Origin of the sequence: Angustibacter sp. McL0619 (genome assembly GCF_049994355.1) — a bacterium.
Lineage (GTDB): Bacteria > Actinomycetota > Actinomycetes > Actinomycetales > Angustibacteraceae > Angustibacter.
Genome location: NZ_CP188257.1, coordinates 3,736,452 through 3,753,070, shown reverse-complemented (window position 1 = coordinate 3,753,070; position 16,619 = coordinate 3,736,452). Strand labels below are relative to the sequence as shown.

The 16,619-nt window shown below is 68.3% G+C and carries 18 protein-coding genes and 1 pseudogene; 7 read left to right on the top strand and 12 right to left on the bottom strand.

The window, feature by feature from the left end; translation table 11 throughout:
* Positions 1-117: 117 nt before the first annotated feature.
* The 3 genes from ACPPVT_RS17380 to ACPPVT_RS17370 all read right to left on the bottom strand — a co-directional run bounded on the left by ACPPVT_RS17380 (position 118) and on the right by ACPPVT_RS17370 (position 1,295).
* On the bottom strand, positions 118-522 hold the full coding sequence (locus ACPPVT_RS17380; protein ID WP_426562436.1) for an NUDIX domain-containing protein: 405 nt from the start codon (positions 520-522) through the stop codon (positions 118-120).
* A gap of 355 nt (positions 523-877) precedes the next feature.
* A complete protein-coding gene (locus ACPPVT_RS17375; protein ID WP_426562434.1) occupies positions 878-1,033 on the bottom strand; it encodes a hypothetical protein in 156 nt (51 codons plus the stop codon).
* Positions 1,034-1,169: 136 nt separating this feature from the next.
* On the bottom strand, positions 1,170-1,295 hold the full coding sequence (locus tag ACPPVT_RS17370; RefSeq protein ID WP_426562433.1) for a hypothetical protein: 126 nt from the start codon (positions 1,293-1,295) through the stop codon (positions 1,170-1,172).
* A gap of 688 nt (positions 1,296-1,983) precedes the next feature.
* On the opposite strand from ACPPVT_RS17370, the gene ACPPVT_RS17365 reads away from it, so the two are divergent.
* Positions 1,984-2,418, top strand: a complete 435-nt coding sequence (locus tag ACPPVT_RS17365; RefSeq protein WP_426562431.1) for a hypothetical protein — start codon at positions 1,984-1,986, stop codon at positions 2,416-2,418.
* Positions 2,419-2,478: 60 nt separating this feature from the next.
* Here ACPPVT_RS17365 and ACPPVT_RS17360 read toward each other — a convergent pair whose 3' ends face one another.
* The 3 genes and pseudogenes from ACPPVT_RS17360 to ACPPVT_RS17350 all read right to left on the bottom strand — a co-directional run.
* Positions 2,479-3,156 (bottom strand): response regulator, encoded by a 678-nt coding sequence (locus ACPPVT_RS17360; protein WP_426562429.1) that lies wholly within the window; start codon positions 3,154-3,156, stop codon positions 2,479-2,481.
* Positions 3,153-3,587, bottom strand: coding sequence for a sensor histidine kinase (locus tag ACPPVT_RS17355; protein ID WP_426567192.1), 435 nt, complete (start codon positions 3,585-3,587; stop codon positions 3,153-3,155). Before ACPPVT_RS17355 ends, ACPPVT_RS17360 begins: the two co-directional genes overlap by 4 nt.
* A gap of 36 nt (positions 3,588-3,623) precedes the next feature.
* Positions 3,624-4,094: pseudogene (locus ACPPVT_RS17350) on the bottom strand (histidine kinase); the annotation flags it as partial.
* A 401-nt stretch (positions 4,095-4,495) separates the two neighbouring features.
* On the opposite strand from ACPPVT_RS17350, the gene ACPPVT_RS17345 reads away from it, so the two are divergent.
* On the top strand, positions 4,496-5,125 hold the full coding sequence (locus ACPPVT_RS17345; RefSeq protein ID WP_426562427.1) for a hypothetical protein: 630 nt from the start codon (positions 4,496-4,498) through the stop codon (positions 5,123-5,125).
* A 98-nt stretch (positions 5,126-5,223) separates the two neighbouring features.
* Here the strand turns inward: ACPPVT_RS17345 and ACPPVT_RS17340 are convergent, their stop codons facing one another.
* Positions 5,224-6,318, bottom strand: coding sequence for an IS30 family transposase (locus ACPPVT_RS17340; RefSeq protein WP_426567180.1), 1,095 nt, complete (start codon positions 6,316-6,318; stop codon positions 5,224-5,226).
* Positions 6,319-6,486: 168 nt separating this feature from the next.
* On the bottom strand, positions 6,487-6,693 hold the full coding sequence (locus ACPPVT_RS17335) for a hypothetical protein (RefSeq protein ID WP_426562425.1): 207 nt from the start codon (positions 6,691-6,693) through the stop codon (positions 6,487-6,489).
* Between the two features lie 97 nt (positions 6,694-6,790).
* Here ACPPVT_RS17335 and ACPPVT_RS17330 point away from each other — a divergent pair, with 97 nt between their 5' ends.
* Positions 6,791-7,195, top strand: a complete 405-nt coding sequence (locus ACPPVT_RS17330; protein WP_426561941.1) for a VOC family protein — start codon at positions 6,791-6,793, stop codon at positions 7,193-7,195.
* A gap of 102 nt (positions 7,196-7,297) precedes the next feature.
* On the opposite strand, the gene ACPPVT_RS17325 is transcribed toward ACPPVT_RS17330, so the two are convergent.
* From ACPPVT_RS17325 to ACPPVT_RS17310, 4 genes are all read right to left on the bottom strand, one after another.
* Positions 7,298-8,242, bottom strand: coding sequence for an NAD(P)/FAD-dependent oxidoreductase (locus tag ACPPVT_RS17325; protein WP_426562423.1), 945 nt, complete (start codon positions 8,240-8,242; stop codon positions 7,298-7,300).
* A 127-nt stretch (positions 8,243-8,369) separates the two neighbouring features.
* Entirely contained in the window at positions 8,370-9,095 is a 726-nt protein-coding gene (locus tag ACPPVT_RS17320) for an NAD(P)-dependent alcohol dehydrogenase (RefSeq protein ID WP_426562421.1), read from the bottom strand.
* Between the two features lie 134 nt (positions 9,096-9,229).
* On the bottom strand, positions 9,230-10,534 hold the full coding sequence (locus ACPPVT_RS17315; protein WP_426562419.1) for an MFS transporter: 1,305 nt from the start codon (positions 10,532-10,534) through the stop codon (positions 9,230-9,232).
* 344 nt (positions 10,535-10,878) lie between these two features.
* Positions 10,879-13,599: a helix-turn-helix transcriptional regulator gene (locus tag ACPPVT_RS17310; RefSeq protein ID WP_426562417.1), complete on the bottom strand. Its 2,721-nt coding sequence runs from the start codon at positions 13,597-13,599 to the stop codon at positions 10,879-10,881.
* Between the two features lie 92 nt (positions 13,600-13,691).
* Between ACPPVT_RS17310 and ACPPVT_RS17305 the strand changes: the two genes are divergently transcribed.
* From ACPPVT_RS17305 to ACPPVT_RS17290, 4 genes are all read left to right on the top strand, one after another.
* On the top strand, positions 13,692-14,330 hold the full coding sequence (locus ACPPVT_RS17305; RefSeq protein ID WP_426562415.1) for a DJ-1/PfpI family protein: 639 nt from the start codon (positions 13,692-13,694) through the stop codon (positions 14,328-14,330).
* Between the two features lie 276 nt (positions 14,331-14,606).
* Positions 14,607-15,917 carry an alpha/beta fold hydrolase gene (locus ACPPVT_RS17300; protein WP_426562413.1) on the top strand — a complete coding sequence of 437 codons (1,311 nt, stop codon included), beginning with the start codon at positions 14,607-14,609 and terminating at the stop codon, positions 15,915-15,917.
* Positions 15,918-15,987: 70 nt separating this feature from the next.
* The gene (locus ACPPVT_RS17295; RefSeq protein WP_426562411.1) at positions 15,988-16,161 is read left to right on the top strand and encodes a hypothetical protein; all 174 of its coding nucleotides are present in this window, start codon (positions 15,988-15,990) and stop codon (positions 16,159-16,161) included.
* Between the two features lie 51 nt (positions 16,162-16,212).
* Positions 16,213-16,602, top strand: a complete 390-nt coding sequence (locus tag ACPPVT_RS17290; RefSeq protein ID WP_426562409.1) for a DJ-1/PfpI family protein — start codon at positions 16,213-16,215, stop codon at positions 16,600-16,602.
* Positions 16,603-16,619: the final 17 nt, after the last annotated feature.

Genomic DNA, 16,619 nt, shown 5'->3' with positions numbered 1-16,619 from the left:
CCTTTTTTGGTCGATCGGGACAGGGCATGACAACGCGTGATCCGCCGCGGCAGAGTTGGGCTGATGTCCCCTTGCCGTGAGTTCACTCATCTGGCGATGAGCGGGCGGCTCGTAGGGCTATTCGGTTCTGCCCTGGACGGCGCCCACGATGCTCGACAGGCTGGCCGGGTGGGCAAGCTTCAAGTCTGCGAGATCGGAGGGCCGGAACCAACGAAGATCGTCGTGCTCCTCGGGCGCGGCGTTGACAGGGTTCCCTTCCCAGCGTGTGACAAGGAAGGCGTGCATGTCGAGGGTGGGGTCACTGACCGTCATCGGGATGGGTAGGGGGTCGTGGACGTAGATGCCGAGTTCTTCGAGGCATTCCCGACGGACGGCTTGGTGAGGCGACTCACCCGAGTCGATATGTCCGCCGACGAGGTCCCAGCAGTCTGGATACCACTGACGAAATGGCTGGCGATGCACCATGAGCACGAGGCCGTCGCGCACAAGTGCAGCGACTGCGATCGGAGTCGGGGCGACCATGGCGGCAGGCTATCGATCAAGCACGTTCGGGGTGGTTCACGAGTGTGCGGGCGATCCCAGCCGAGAACACGTACTCTTCTGTCGCGTTGAGGGCGGCTACGCTCGCCCGGATCTGGAGCCGCTGATCGTGCGCTGTCGTGCCGATGTGTGCGCACGCGCTGGGGTCGATTGTGTGGGTCGGGCGCGACGGGGTGGCTTAGTCGACTGATGTTCAGGTGCAGGGTGACCTTGATGATCGCCGCGTTCGGGTCGCGCACGAAGCACCGTGTTAGCCCCAGTCGGGGCCACTTCGTGCGGCGGTGTGTCGGATCTCGAGACCTGCCGGCAACCTGGAAGTGGTCGATGGGCAAGTCGATCACTTGGCCCTGGTCGCGCTCCATGGTCCGCCGAGCGAGCCGTTGAGTCGGTAGGTGCCGGCCATCGAGTCACCGGACACGCGACCGGAGTACGTGATCGCCGCCGTACCCACCGTGCCGAACGTGATCGTTTTGCCGTGGACCGTGCCGGTCAAGGGTATGGCGTCCGCTGATCCCGAGAGGATGATCGTGCCGCTCAGATGCGAGCTGGATTGCGTCCAGTTGAGGACGAACGTGCCCTGATCGACACCGCTGTACTTCCCTTTCCACCTGCCCGAGAGTCCAGTGGTGTCAGTGGTTTTCGCGGGTGGGGTCGATGACGGCGATCGGGTCGCCGGCGTGATCCCAACGCTGCTCGGCGAGGCGGCCGATGAGGTGGAGCCTGTGGGCGAGCTCGTTGGGGTCTTGCTGCTGCACCCCGCGAGCAGGCCAGCCAGCACCACCACCGCAACGGTGAGCCTGACCAGTGCGGACTGGCGAAATCGTCGTCCCCGATACCCGAGAACCGAACGCACCATGGGGTCAGTAACGCGGTTGGGTTGAATCGGAGGTTCAGGCATAGCGCCGCTGCTCTCAACATTCCCGAGGTGTCGTGGTTGACACACCGAGGCGGATGGAACGACTGGCCGATTTCAACCGGGCCAAGGCGGCAGATCACAGCCAGGCAGTTCCGATGGTAGGCGGCTAGGCGACGAAAGACGAGGAAACTGGATCGGGCAACGTCATCGGGGTGCTCGCCCTGCACGTCGTCTCTAAAGTCAACGACGGCACCGTCGAGGTTGCCTCGGAGGGCCAGCGCCGAGCGGTCCGCCGACGTAACCGTGAAGGTGGGATGCGTCGGGTCAGCGTCTGAGGATCACGGCGATCAGACAGAAGAGCACCGTCGCCCCGAGCGCGAGCAAGTGGTCACGCACATGGTGTGTGGGATGTTCGTCCAGTTCGAGGGGACGCATCATCCGCAACCGCGGCGGGCCCGCTGGTGACGGAGCAGCCATCCGGACCTCCATGGGCCTGAGCGGCCAACGCCGCAAGCCAAGGCTACTGCGGCTACTCGGCCCGGGGCAGAGGTCGCTCCAATCTCTGTCCCTCACCGTAGATTGACGTGATGAGCACGTCTTCCCGTTGGGGCAAGACGCCACGGCAGAGCGTCGAGGACGAATGCACCCGGCGCGGTGTCGGCCCAGTGGTGGCCGGTTGCGTCGACCTGCTGAACGGCAAGGCCGTCGACGACGACTTGGTGCTGGCACTCGGCGGACCTCCGGCGGACTGGATCCGCAACGGCGAGCCTTCCGGACCGCCCTATTGGCTGCGGGTTTGGGCAGCACGAGGACTCCTGTACGCCTGGGATGTCTCGGCCACCGCAGCCGTGATCAACGCGCTCCAAGATGACGCATGGCGAGTGCGGGAGATGGCGCTGAAGGTGGTCGCCCGGCACAGCGTGCATGCAGCGTCTGGACGGGTCGACGAACTCCGAAGCGATACCTCTGCTCGAGTACGTGCCGCCGCGGCCCGCGCCAGCCGACAGCTCGACCGCCCGTGATCCGCTACGACATCGGATGCAGCCGAGGCACTTCGGTCGAACTCGACGCAGCGGGCCGGATCAGGCTGAGTTGAGCCCGTGCTCATAGGCGTAGATCACCGCGTGCACCCGGTCGCGGACCCCGAGCTTGGTAAGAACTCGGCCGACGTGCGTCTTCACAGTCGCCTCTGACACCACGAAAGCCTCGGCAATCTCGGTGTTGCTCAGCCCGCGGGCGATGAGCTCGAGGGTCTGGCGTTCGCGTTCGGTGAGCGATCGGAGCCGCGCGTCGTCCACTCGGCCTCGCGGGGGGCGGCGATCGAGGAACGTCTCGATCATTCTCCGAGTGACGGTGGGGGCCAGCAGTGACTCGCCCGCGTGCACGGCGTGAACGCCCGCCACGAGCATCTCCGGCTGGATGTCCTTGAGCAAGAACCCACTCGCCCCGGCCTGCAAAGCGTCGTAAACGTAGTCATCCATGTCGAAGGTAGTGAGCATGATGACCTTGGCCCGGCACCGGTTGTCAGCCGTGATCTGTCTGGTTGCCTCAATCCCGTCGACGCCCGGCATCCTGACGTCCATCAGCACGATGTCCGCGGCAAGGTCGCGGGCGCCGGTCACGGCACCCTGACCGTCGGATGCCTCGCCGACCACGTCCACGTCGGGCTCGATCTCGAGGATCATCCGGAAACCGCGCCGGACGAGCGCTTGGTCGTCGGCGATCAGCACCTTCGTGGGATCGCTCGCGCTGGGGCTCATGCGGAGACCAGGGGAAGCGTGGCGAGCAGCTCGAAGCCGCCTTCGGGCCGTGGCCGGGCGACGAGGTCGCCGCCGTAGACCGAGACACGCTCCCGCAGACCGAGCAGACCCTGGCCCCCCTCAGCAGCCGCGGCGACGTGGTTCCCGTCGTCGCGGATCATGAGGGTGAGGTGCTCCGAGGTGTACCCGATCCTCACCTCGGCCCGGCTGGGGGAGGCCGCGTGTCTCAGTGAGTTGGTCAGCCCTTCTTGCACGAGGCGGTAGGCGGTCAAGTCCAGGCCCGGTGCCAGTGGCTGGGTTGGGCCGGTGATCGTCACGTCGACAGGCAGTCCAGCACTGCGGAACTGCGCGACCAGTTGTGAAAGCTGGCTCAGGCCTGGCGCGGGTTCCCGGCCATCCACCGCACCGTCCTCGCGTAGCACGCCAACCATCCGGCGCATCTCGGCCAGGGCCTGACGGCCGGTGGACTCCACTGTCTCCAGGGCCTCACGTTCGACCACCTGGTCCTCGTGGAGCCGGCGGCGCACGGCGGACGTCTACACAGTCATGATGCTGACGCTGTGTCCGATGACGTCGTGCAGCTCGCGCGCGATCCGGTTGCGCTCCTCCGTCACAGCCCGGACCGCTCTGTCCTGACGCCGGAGGCGTCGCTGCTCGGCGTTCTGGGCTCGCACGCGTAACAGCGCCCCGAGGAGCCAGGCGATCACCCAGGGGGACCACCACACCACCTGCCGGGCACGGGTCGCCGTCGTGTCGGACACCGGGTCGAACAGGATCCACGCGACGCCGAGAACGACGATGAGCAGGAGACCCCACCAGGCCGGTCTGCGGCGCTCCCAGCGAGCCACGCTGTAAGCCGCGACCATCGGCGGAACCGCCACGCCGAAGCCCTCCGGAGACCCGAAGGCCGCGAACTCGAGGGTGTAGACGGCCACCATCCCAGCGAAGACCTCCAGCGGGTAGAGCCGACGTCCCAAGAGCAGCAGGGCACCAAGGGCGTAACCGAGAGCCTCCGCCCAGTGAGGCCCCTGCCGGTGCGTTGCGCCCGCACCGGTCCACACCTCGAGCTGTCCCAAGACCAGGCATGCACCGGCGACCAACAGGTCGAACACGGCGAGGCGACGGGTCACCTGCCGAAGTTACCGCCGCGGTGAGGCGGCTGAGGTCATCCCCGCGGGGGATTCCGGGATCCGACCTCGGGATGACCTCCGGTTCACCGGCTGGCAAGCAGATCTCATGTTGCCGGCTGACGCGCCGGCGTTCGGCGCCGACCTAGCGTCAACCACACCACACGACGGGCGAGGCAGAGCGTCGCTCCGACGACACCGGGAGGACACCGATGATCACTCGACGTACAGCGGGGGCCGCGCTTCTGGTCTACGCGTTGGCAACATTCGCCGCGAACAGCTTGATCGCGGCGCCGGGAGGCGAGTACGAGGCCAAGGTAGTCGGCGACTTCGTCTCCAGCGGTCACTACGCGATTGCCTTTGCAGCCGCATACGTCGGCTGTCTGGGTTCGGTGGCACTGCTGCCGTTCGTGCTCGGGATGCGTGCTGAGCTGGGGCACCTCGGCGAGCTCGCGTGGGGACTCGGTGTCGCCGCGGCCACCACCGGGGTCATCGGCTGGTTCATCACGGGCGGGGTCGACGTCGCAATGGCCGAGGGCGGGTCCACCGTCAAGTCGGCAGTCACGCACCCGTCCGTCTACACGCTCACCGAGATCGGCAACCTGGTCAGCTGGTGCGCACCGGCGCTCTTCATGGGCATAGTGGCGATCCTGCTCTCCCGGGCTGCCTCGCTTCCCCGTTGGCTCCGGGTCTTCTCGGCCGTGGCTGGTGTGTGCGGCATCCTCGCGCCCTTCTTCTTCACGTTCTTCATCTACCTGCTCTGGACGGTGGTCCTCGGGATTGCGCTGGTCTCGCACCGCGCCTCATCCTCGTTGCAAGCCGAGCCGGCTGCGGTCGTCTGAACCCGCGAACTCGACGCGCGCAGCTGGCGAGCTGAGGGTGGCTGGGCCCGACGGGACCGGCGCGAAGCAAGCGCGGTCATGCCTGCGGGTTCAGGCGGTCAACGCAACGCCTCTGCCAGTGCTTGTGATGGTGTCTTGAAGCCAAGGGTCTGTCGAGGGCGTCCGTTGAGCTCGGCGGCGATGAGGTCCAGGTCGGCCTGGGTGAGGGCTCGGAAGTCGAGTCGGCGGGGCAGGTACTGGCGCAGCAGGCCGTTGGCGTTCTCGTTGCTGCCCCGCTGCCACGGTGACTTGGGGTCACAGAAGTAGACCTGCACCCCGGTCTGGATCGTCAGCCGTTGGTGTTGGGCCATCTCGTGGCCCAGGTCCCAGGTCAGCGACTTGGCCAGCTGGGCGGGAAGGGTGGTGATCGCCGCGGCCAACGCGTCGGCGACGGCGTCGGCCCGGTGGTCCCCGCGGGGCAGCCCGACCAGCATCAGGAACCGGGTCTTGCGTTCGACCAGGGTGGCCACCGGGCTCATGTTCTTGCCGAACACCAGGTCACCCTCCCAGTGCCCGGGCACCGCCCGGTCCTCTGCCTCGGCCGGCCGCTCGGAGATGTGCAGGGTGTTCGGGCGTCCACCGCGCCCGTCGGGCAGGCGCACCCCTTTCGGGCGCCGGACCACCCGCCCGGTGCGCAGGTAGCGGGTCAGCTCCTTGCGCAGCGCCCCACGGGACTGCACGAACAGGGTGCGGTAGATGCTCTCGTGCGACACCTGCATCTCCGGACGGTCGGGGAAGGTCAGCTTCAGCCAACCGGCAATCTGCTGCGGCGACCAGCGTTGCGTCAGCTTCGCCTCCACCACCGCCCGCAGCACCGGACGGCTCGCCAGCTTGCACGCCTTGGGCCGGGTCGCCCGCGACCACGCCGACACATCGGCGCGCGCCGCCCGGTAACGACGCCGGCCACCATTGGCGTTGACCTCCCGACAGACCGTCGACGGTGCCCGACCCAACCCGGCCGCGATCACCCGCAACGACTCACCGGCCGCCAACCCGCGGGAGATCTCCTCCCGCTCGACCAGGCTCAGCCGGCCCGCGGCCCGCCGTCGCGGGTCGGGTCTGATCCCGCCGCAGCGGATCAGATACGCCCGCACCGTCCCGGTGCACAACCCCAGCTCACGCGCCGACGGCTTCGCCGCCATCCCGGCCCGCATCCGCAACCACAGCTGGTCGATCGCCTCCGGCGTCAACCTCTCGTAATCGCCATGTCCCACAACGACCTCCTCGACACACGTCGATCAAGGAAGTGTTGCGCCGACCTATTGAGACCACCCCGATGAGCGGACGTGCAGTGCCGAGTCGGTCGGCGGTCCCTCAGCGGCCTAGGAGGACAGCCCGCGACGGTCCAACTCAGCCTCGGCCTGCTGGATCTTCTCACGCCACATGCGACCAGCCTTCGGGTGGCGACCCATGCCCTTGGCCATGGACCAGCGCTCGAACTTACGGGCCGTCGTCAACCGCTCGCGAACTCCCTCGTCGGTGAGCCCGGGCAAGTCCTTCTCCCAGTTCTTGATCGTCTTGTCGCCCATGCACTCAGTATCGGCGAATGACCGCTCCTCTTTCGGTGTCGGATGAAGCCGGATACGTTGCGCCTGAGCCGTTCGCATCAACACCAGGAGGCAGGCCGTGCCAAATTTCCCCCCACTCGCTCACGTCGCCGTAACGGTCACCGATCTGCAACGCAGCACGGCCTGGTACACCGCACTGTTCGGGTCGGAGCCTGTCCTCGATGAGGACGAGGAGAGTGGCGACTTCCATCACACCGTCTATGCCCTCTCGGGTGGACAGCTGTTCGGGCTGCACACCCATGCCGAACCGGCCGCCGGGACCTTCGACGAGCGCCAGACCGGTCTCGACCACGTCTCCTTCGCCTGCAGCGGTCGCGGCGAGCTGCAGAAGTGGGCCGATCATCTGGCCACGCTTGGCGTCTCGCACGAGGGCATCAAGGATGCGTCCTACGGCTCCGGGGTCTCGTTCCGGGATCCCGACGGCATCGCGCTCGAGTTCTTCGCGCCACCCGGGGTCGAGTGAGTTAGGGCTTGCCGGCTGCGGCGCGGCCGAGGGCAGCACCTCGGGGCCACCTAACCCCGGGCTCTGCGCTGAGGAACCCGCTGGTGTACGGAGCGCTGCGACTCAGAGAGGGAGTCCTTGACGGAATCCCGTCAGTTCGGTGGCGGTGTCTTCCTCGACGAGGTCGGCGTTGATCGCGATGGCCGCTGCCGAGCCTTCCCCGGCCGCGGTGACGACCTGGGCGCGGGGGTTCACCGCGTTTCCGGCGACCCATACCCCGGGCACGGTGGTGGCACCGACGCTGTCGGCAACAACCCACCCGTTGTCGTGGGTGGCGCACCCAACACGAACCAGAAGGTCACCATTGGCAACGAACTGGGGGCGGACGAACACTGCGGACCGGGCTACGACCTTCCCCGATTCGAGCTGGACACCGCTCAACCGGTCGTTGGCAACGGTGAGTCGAGCGACGGGGCTTTCGACGATGCCGATGCCACGCGCGGTCAGTCGTTCGTGGTCCTGGACAGTGAGCTCGCTGGTGTTGGTGAAGAACACAACGTCTGGCGACCATTGGCGCACCAAAAGGGCGTGCGCGACCGCTTCGGGCGTGCCGCCGAGCACCCCCAGGGGCTGGTCGCGGACCTCGTAGCCATGGCAGTAAGGGCAGTGGAGCACATCGCGGCCCCAGCGCTCGGCGACGCCCGTGATGTCGGGCAGCTCGTCGCGCAGTCCGGTCGTGATCAGCACCCGCCCGGCCTGCAGCGACTTCCCACCGGCCAACGTCACCTCGAACCGTGTCGTGCCGTCAATGCTGTCGGCGACCAGGTCGGTGACGATGCCGGAGATCAGTTGGCCTCCGTAGCTGGTGACCTCGTCACGTCCCTGTTTGAGGAGCGCCGCCGGTGACGCGCCGTCCCAGCCGAGGAAGCCGTGCATATGTGCGGCCGGTGCGTTGCGCGGTTGCCCGGCGTCGACGACCGCCACCGCGCGCCTGGCTCGCGAGAGGACCAGGGCTGCGGACAGCCCAGCGGCACCGCCGCCGATTATCACCACCTCGTATTCGCTCATGTCTGGGAGCGTCGTCGCTCACGGGCCGGTGGACAACCCATGTAGCGATACCGATACACCGCGGTGCAACAGGCGGGTGGGCGAAGCACAACAGCGAGGGTCGGGTGCGTGCCTTCGCGGGTGTTGTTCAGATGGTGATGGCGATCTTGCCGCCGACCTCGCCGGCGATGAGGCGTCCCATTGCCTCTTGGAGCTCGTCGAGTGGGTAGCTGCGGTCGATGTGTGGCGTCACCCGCCCAGCCTCGATGAGGGCGGTGAGCCGTTCCAGGTCGCGGCCGTTCTCCTTGGCCGTGACCATCGCGAGCCGTTGGCGGACGAAGGGCGAGAGCAGCGGCGCCCGCACCGTCCTGCCGAAGCCGCCGGTGACCCGGCCGCGGCCCTGCTCCCCACCCAGGAGGACCGCGGTTCCGTGTGGAGTGAGCGCGCGCCGCAGGCGGGCCAGCGTCGGGTTGCCGCCGATGTCGAGGATGAGGTCGTAGCGGCGGGTGCCGTCGGCGAAGTCCTCACGGGTGTAGTCGATGACATGGTCGGCGCCCAGGGACCTGACCAGATCAACCTTGCCGGTGCTGGCCACCGCGCTAACTTCGGCGCCGAAAGCCTTGGCGAGCTGGACCGCGTAGCTTCCGACGCCGCCAGACGCGCCGGTGATAAGGACGCTCTGGCCTCGCTGCAACTGGCCGACGTCAAGGAGACCTCGCTGGGCGATGAGCCCAGAGGTGGGCACGACGGCTGCCCGCTCGAAGCTCAGGTTGGTCGGCTTGACCGCCAGCTTGTCCTCGTGGGCGACAGCGGACTCGGCGTAGGAGCCGCGAGCCACCCCGTACACCAGGTCACCAACCGAGAAGCGGGTCACGGCGGGCCCTACAGCAACGATGGTGCCGGCGACGTCAAGGCCGGGTACACGGTTCTTGGGCCGGCGCAGACCGAACCCGAGAACGCGCGGCCAACAGTGGGGCCAGGATTGGCTGTGGTGCCTGGAGGTGCTTGTTAGCTGTGGTCAGCCGCTGCGCTCGCGGCCGCGCGGGGCAAGCGACGTACGGCGGGAACGGCAGCGATCGCCACCGCGGCCGTCACCCCGAGAACCGTCATGGCAAGCAAGGCGTGATGTAGCCCGATCGCAGCGGTCACGAAGCCGACCGTGAGGTTGCCCAACGGGATCAGGCCGGTGCTGGTGAGGTAGTCGTAACTGGAGACTCGGGAGAGCGCACGGTCGGGAACGTGCTCCTGCAGGGACGTCTGCCACAGGGTGAAGGTGCCGGTCACGCAGATGCCCGCGAGCACCTCGAGCCCGGCGATCGCCCACTCGCCGAGCCCGCTGCCGATGAAGGCGGCCTGGCAGGACGCGCCGATCAGCATGAGGCTGGCGACCCGGAGCGCAAACTGCGGCCGCCAGCGCAGCAGGAGTAGGTCGCCGAGCACGCAGCCGACACCGAAGCCGGCGGTGATGATGGCCCAGGATCGGGCGCCGTTCATCTCTTCGGCAGCGAGCACCGGCCCGAGCACGAAGATCGCCGGCAGCACTATGGCGTGGTAGGACGCCATGCCGCCGAGGAAGGCAGTGACCCACGGGCGGCTGCGCACCTCCGCCCAGCCTTCCTTGAGGCTGGTGAGGAAGTGGGTTGTCGAGGCATTGGGGTCCTCGTCGTGCAATCCGTCAGCAACTACCCGGGGCCGCAGCGGGATGAGGCAGGCCACCGAGATCGCGAAGGTCGCGGCGTCGAAGAGGAACGCCCCGGCCGGTCCGCCCGCGAACGCAACCAGGAACCCGGCCAGTACGGGGCCGACGATGGAGCTCGTGGAGTAGCTGAGACCGCGCAGCGCGTTGGCTGGTTGCAGGTTGATGGGGGACACCGTGCCGGGCAGGAGGCCGGTGAAGGCGGGGGCGAAGAATGCATCGGCGGCGCCGTACACGGCGGCCAGGACCGCGAGGTGGAGAACGTGCGCCGTCCCGGTCACCAGCAGCAGACCAGCGGTCAGCTGGCAGACGAACCGGGTGACGTCCGAGGCTACGACGATCGTCTTCCTGTTGAGCCGGTCAGCCCAGACACCCGCAGGCAGCGCGAGCACAGCAAAGGGTAGGAACTGGGCCACCGACACGATCGCCACGTCGCCCACGTGACCGCCAACGGCGAGCACGGCAAACGGCAGCACGACCATCATCACCCGGTCGCCAAGGATTGAGAGCGCCTGGCCGGTGAACAGAAGGCGGTACTGCGGCTCCTCGCGCAGAACCGACGGTAGCCGGACTCGCCGGGTACGGGCGCGAGGTGGAGGCGTTGCCTGGCTTGTCATGGTGCGGCGCAGCCGGACAGGTCGCCCCGGGTCTGGAGCTTGATCATTGGAGACTCCTTTAGCGCAGAACTTGGCACCTCAAGAGTCCACCCGGCCCGGGAGCCATCGCACCGGCACAATCGCCAGGTCGGTCCGCGTCAACGTAGTTCCCCTACGGTCCTTCGTGACACGTCGACCTGTCCGCCGCGGCTCCGCGAAGACCCCCGGCTGGTCCGTGACTTGCCGGCGACGGGGTGTCCGTCGCGGTGACCGACGTTGCGCTGACCGCCATGATTGTCGAGGTCCACCAGACAGACACAGGCGGAGCGCAGTCCTCCTACTTCTCCGCCGGTCAGGTGGTCCAATCAGGCCAGGTCAAGATGGGCGAGTTCGCCGCGCGAGGTGATCCCCGCCTTGGTGAAGACGTTGCGCAGATGGAAGGCGACCGTCCTGGGCGAGATCCAGCACTGAGCCGCGACGTCCTTGTTGGACAAGCCCGAACTCACCAGCCGCGCGATCTGGAGCTCCGTCGGGGTCAGCTCGACCAGTGTCGAGGGGTCACGCTTGCGTGCTGTCTCCCCCGACGCCCGTAGCTCCTGGTTGGCCCTCGCAGCCAAGGACTGAGCGCGCACGTCTTGGAAGGTTTCGAACGCCTCGCGCAGGTGCTGCCGGGCATCAACCCGTCGCTGGCTGCGGCGCAGCCACTCCCCGTAGGCCAGTTGGGTCCGCGCCGCGTCCAGCGGCCGACTGGCTTTGGCATGGTGCATCAGTGACTCTCGGAAGAGCTCGTCGGCCTCCGACTGCTCGGCTGTAAGCGCACGGCCGAAGGCCACAGTGGCGACCGCCCATGGCCTGCCAGTGGCATCCGCGAAGGGTGCCATCTCGTCGGTCCAGCCACGAGCAGCCGCGAGGTCCCCGGCGCGCACAGCCGCCTCGATGCGCTCGGCGGCGGACATTCGCGCGAGGACGGGCAGACGGAACCGTGCGAGATGGTGCAGCGCGCCGACACTGTCGCCGGATCCGGCCGCACGAAGTCCCTTGGCCCAGCGCTTCAGGTCGTGGACGGGATCGGTCAGAATCCCGAGGGGGTAGGCCCCGACCAGCTCGTCTACACGTGCAAGCTGATCGTCGTAGTCGGCGCGGTCCTGCAGGGCCGCGAGCACCGCCAACCAGGCGCTGGGCGGGGCCGTCATCGCCCGCTGACCAATGCTCTGGCCAAGCGAGATGACCTCCTCGGCACTGCTGCGCACCCCGACGAGGTCGCCCGCCAAGTATTGACCGAAGCAGAGCCTCTGCAGGCAATACATCACTGCCGTCACCGCGCCGGCCTCCCGCGCTCGAGCGAGCGCGTAGCCGTAGAAGTGCTGCTGCGCCTCGTCGGCGCCCAGCTGCAGGGCCGCGTTGGCGAGGTTCCACAGCACGTCCCTGTCGTCGACCTGCTCGCCGAGCTCCAACGCGCGGTCCAGGGCAGATGTAGCGGCGTGCCAGTCACCCTCGGCCACCTGTGTCATCGCGACAAGCATGTGACGCAGGCACAGCGTCCGCGGCGCCTCGCCCACGACGGGCACGACGAGCGCGTCGGTCACAGGGAGCGGTGTACCGCTGTCGGCGCCGAAGCTCCGCATGACGGCAGCAGCAACACCGATGTCGAGGGCCCTGGCCGGATCGGTCGGGTACACCAACTGGGCGGCCTCCACGAAGATCCGGTGCGCCTCGGACGCCGAACCCAGGTTGACCTCGATATGACCGCGCAGGCGTGCGACGTCAGCAAGCAGGAGGGGGTCGTGCGTCGCCTCGCGCGTCTTCGAGAGCAGTCCCTGCGCCCTGCCGGCCTGACCGCAGGCCCAGGCGCTTCGAGCGGCGGCGAAGGTGAGCTCGCTGCGCTTCGCTGGCTCGTCACACAGGGCCGCGGCGCGTTCGTACGCCGCGAGCGCCGCGGCGTGGCCGCCTCGTCGCTGGGCCCGGGCGCCGGCCAGGTCCAGGGCCACGACCACTTCCGGATCAGGCCCTTCGGCAGCGGCGGCACGGTGCCAGGCTTCCCGGTCGGGATCGCCGTGCCCCGACAGTGCGTCCGCGAGCGCCCGGTGCGCCTGTCGTCTCTGGGCTCCGGTCGCGGCTTGGTAGACCGCCGAGCGGACCAACGGATGCCGGACCGACAGCGCCGTTGCGCTCTCGATGATGAGGTTCGAGTCAACTGCTGCCTGTACGTCGGCGTCGACGAGGCCCAGAGTGGCTGCGGCACGCCGCACCAGGACGGGGTCGCCGCTGTCATCGGCCGCCGCGAGCAGCAGCATCGTCTGGACCGTCGGCGGCAAGCGTCGGCTCCGCTCGAGGAAGACTTGCTCGACGCGGGAGGTCAGGTGGAGCTGCGATGGCAGGGGGGCCACCCCACTGAGCTGGTCCAGGGTCAGTTCGGCGGGGAGCTCCAGCAGCGCCAGAGGATTCCCGCCGGTCTCGGCGACGATCCGCTTCAAGACTTCAGTTCTGGCGGCGGCGCCGAGGCGTGCCTGCAGCAAGGTGTTGGACGCGTCAGGGTCCAGACCGGTCACGAGCAGCGCAGGGAGCCCTTGCGGGTTGAAGGCCCCCGGAGCGTCGTCCCGGGCAGCGAAGACCAGCGCTACACGGTCGGCACCGAGCCTGTGGGCGCAGAAGAGCAGGGCCCCGGCCGAGGCTGCGTCCAGCCAGTGCGCGTCGTCCACGACGCATAGCACCGGGCTCTCCTCCGCCGCGGTGGTGAGGACTGCAAGCGTCGCTACCCCAACCAGGAACGGCTCGACCGAGGCGCCGTCCTCCTCGCCGAATGCCACGCGTAGGGCCCGCGCCTGCGGCTCGGGCAGTCCATCGCGCAGCCGGGAGACCGGATGCAACAGGCGGTGCAGCGCCGCGAACGGCAGCGGCGCTTCGACCTCCAGGCCCTGCGTACGCAGCACGGTGACGTCGCCGCCACCTGACACGAGCTCGTCGAGCAGGGCCGACTTGCCGACACCAGGCTCGCCCCGGATAACCAGCGTGCCCGCAGTCCCGTCTCGTGCCGACTCGACGAGCAATCCAAGGAGCCGCTGTTCAGACTTGCGACCGACCAACACGCGACGAAACGTACACCGCGCTGCGGTGGCCGCCGGGCATACCGGCTGTTTGACCGGGGCGACCAGGGCCGCGTGAAGTGAGGCTTCAAGACATGAATGACAGACACTGCCTTGAGGCCGACGACTCGTCTCCCGACGACAGGCGCCGGCGCCAGATCGGGCTCATCCTCTTCAACGGTGTCGAAGAACTGGACGCCGTCGGCCCCTGGGAGGTGCTGTCTGCCTGGACCCAGCAGCACCCGGAGGACGGCTGGGACATCTTCTGTCTGTCGACCGATGGCCGGCCAGTCCGCGGCGCCAGGTCGCTGATGCTCGGGGCGCAACACTCGATCGACGATGTGCCGGTCATGGACGTCTTGGTTCATCCCGGCGGCCCGGGCATCCGACCGATGCTGCACGACCACAACCATCTCGAGTGGGTCCGCCGGCAGCGCGCCGCAGTTCCCCTGATGACGTCGGTCAGCACAGGAAGCCTGGTCTACGCGGCCGCCGGGCTGCTGGTCGGCCGCAGGGCGACCACGCACTGGGACTCACTCAACCTGCTGTCCGAGCTGGACCCCACGGTCGTCACCGACGTGAGCTCGCGCTTCGTTGACGACGGTGACCTCATCACCAGTGCCGGGGTCAGCTCCGGCATCGACATGGCACTGCACCTCGTGGCTCGGCTCGCCGATGTGGAGCGCGCGCGGACGGTCCGCAGCGAGATCCAGTACCCAGTGCCTCCGATCTGACACGCAACCCGCGAAGCACCACAGCCCCGGCGTAATCCTCAGGCACCGCCATATGCGGCGCCAAACCGAACCGCGAAACCTGCGCGAGGGTGACCCGGCCGTTTCGCCGGCGCGATCACACCCGGTGGCGGCCACGCTCAGTAGTACCGCCATCCGACGAGAACACCACCTGGAAGCGAGACCGTCATGACCACCACGAGCCAGCCTCTGAGTCCCACACCGGCCGACACCGGAGGCGCCCGTCGGAGCAGGACAAGTCGTACGGGTCGGCGCCAGATGCCGGTCGCGCTCGTCGTGGCCGGGTCGCTACTGACCGGCGCCGCTGCCGCGCTGGTTCTCGTCCTGGTCGTCTTCGCCGGCGCCAGCGAACCCGTCATCACCGGCGCCGCCCTGGTGGGGTTCGGCTCCGGGTGGGCCATCCTCGCGTTGCTCACCACCCGCTGGACCAGCCAGCCGCAGCGGTGGGCACGCGTGCCTGCCATTGCGATGGCAGGCTCCGGCGTCGCCCTGCTCATCACCCGGCCTGGCAACGACGTACTCACCGCAGCCAGCTGGGTGTGGCCACCGGCCGCGCTGGGCCTCGCCATCTGGGTGGCGCGCACCGCCCGGCGCACCACCAACCGCGGCGGCCGGTGGCTCGTCTACCCTGTCGTCGTCCTCGTGACCGCTGCTGCGCTAGGCGGGACATTCGCCACTGTCACGCTCGCCCTCGACGACACCGGCGACTCGATGCCCGGCGCCCGGTACGACGTCGGCGGTCACCGCCTGCACCTCAACTGCATCGGCACCGGCAGCCCCACCGTCGTCCTGGAGAACGGCCTGAACGAGATCTCGCCACTGTGGAGCGCAGTCGCCGCGGAGGTCTCCCACACCACCAGGGTGTGCGCGTACGACCGTGTCGGTCAGGGGTGGAGCGACGACATCTCCCGCCCGCAGGACGGAAACGCCGTCGCCGCCGACCTGCACACCCTGCTGGAGCGCGCCGGCGAGCACGGCCCGTACGTCCTGGCCGGACATTCCTCCGGTGGCACCCTCGCCATGACGTACGCCGCCCGGTACCCGGCCCAGGTCGCCGGCTTGGTGCTGCTGGACTCGTCCAGCCCCCACCAGTACACCGACCAGCCCGACTTCGCCGGCACGTACGCGATGATGCGCCACGTCCTGCCAGTGATGCCCGCGCTCGCCCGGGTCGCGGCCACCCGGCTCATCCCTGCGTCCGCGTCCCCTGCGCTCTCACCCGAGGCGGCCGCTCAGATCCAGGCTTTCATCACCAGCCCACGTGGCGCCCGCAACATGCGCGACGAGCAGTCCGAGCTCCGCAACGTCTTCGCCCAGGCACAGGCCCTCACCACGTTCGACTCGAAGCCCCTCGCCGTCGTCACAGCCCGGGAGAACAACGAGGGAACTAAGGGGTGGGCGGCTGCGCAGGCCCGGATGGCCACCCTGTCCACGAACAGCATCCACTGGACCGCTGACACCAGCCACGTCGGTCTACTCGACGAGAGGTCCGGGTCGCAGAACTCGGACCGCGCGATCGCCGCCGTCGTCACCGCAGTCCGTACCGGCACTCCGCTGACGATCCGGTAACCACAGCCTGCACCGACCACTTTCACATCGACGATCCAGCCAAGTCAGCATTTCGACCCCCAGGAGAGACATGCCCAACCATCCCGACGAGCAGTCACATTCGAGCGCGAGCACCGATGCTCGGCAGCCGGAACGTGGCCGTCACATCGGAATCTTGTTGTTCGACGACATGGAGGAGCTCGACGCCGTCGGGCCGTGGGAGGTCCTGTCTGCCTGGACCCACTTCCACCCGCTGGACGGATGAACGATCTCGTGACTGTCCGCCGACGGCGGCAGAGTCCGCTGCGCGAAAGGCTTGGTCATCGGCGCCCACCACAGCCGGGCCGGCGCACCAGACCTGGACGTCCTCATCCATCCTGGCGGCATCGGCACCCGCGCCATGACGGCCGATCCCGCCCACCTCGAGTGGGTCCTCGAGCAGAGCCTGACCGCGCGCCTCATGATGAGCGTCTGCACCGGCAGCCTGGTTTACGCCACCGCTGGGATGCTGCACAACAAGCCCGCCACCACGCACTGGGCTGCGGTCAGTGAGCTCGCCGCACTCGACCCGAGCATCCGCATCGACCCGGACACCAGATGGGTCGACGCCCACGACGCCCTGAACCGCCGCTCCGACATCGGCACAACTCGCGGCCGATGCCGGTCATCTGACCGGGGCGACCCAACGCGAGTGCGACCACCGTGAGTGCTGAGGCCGAGCGC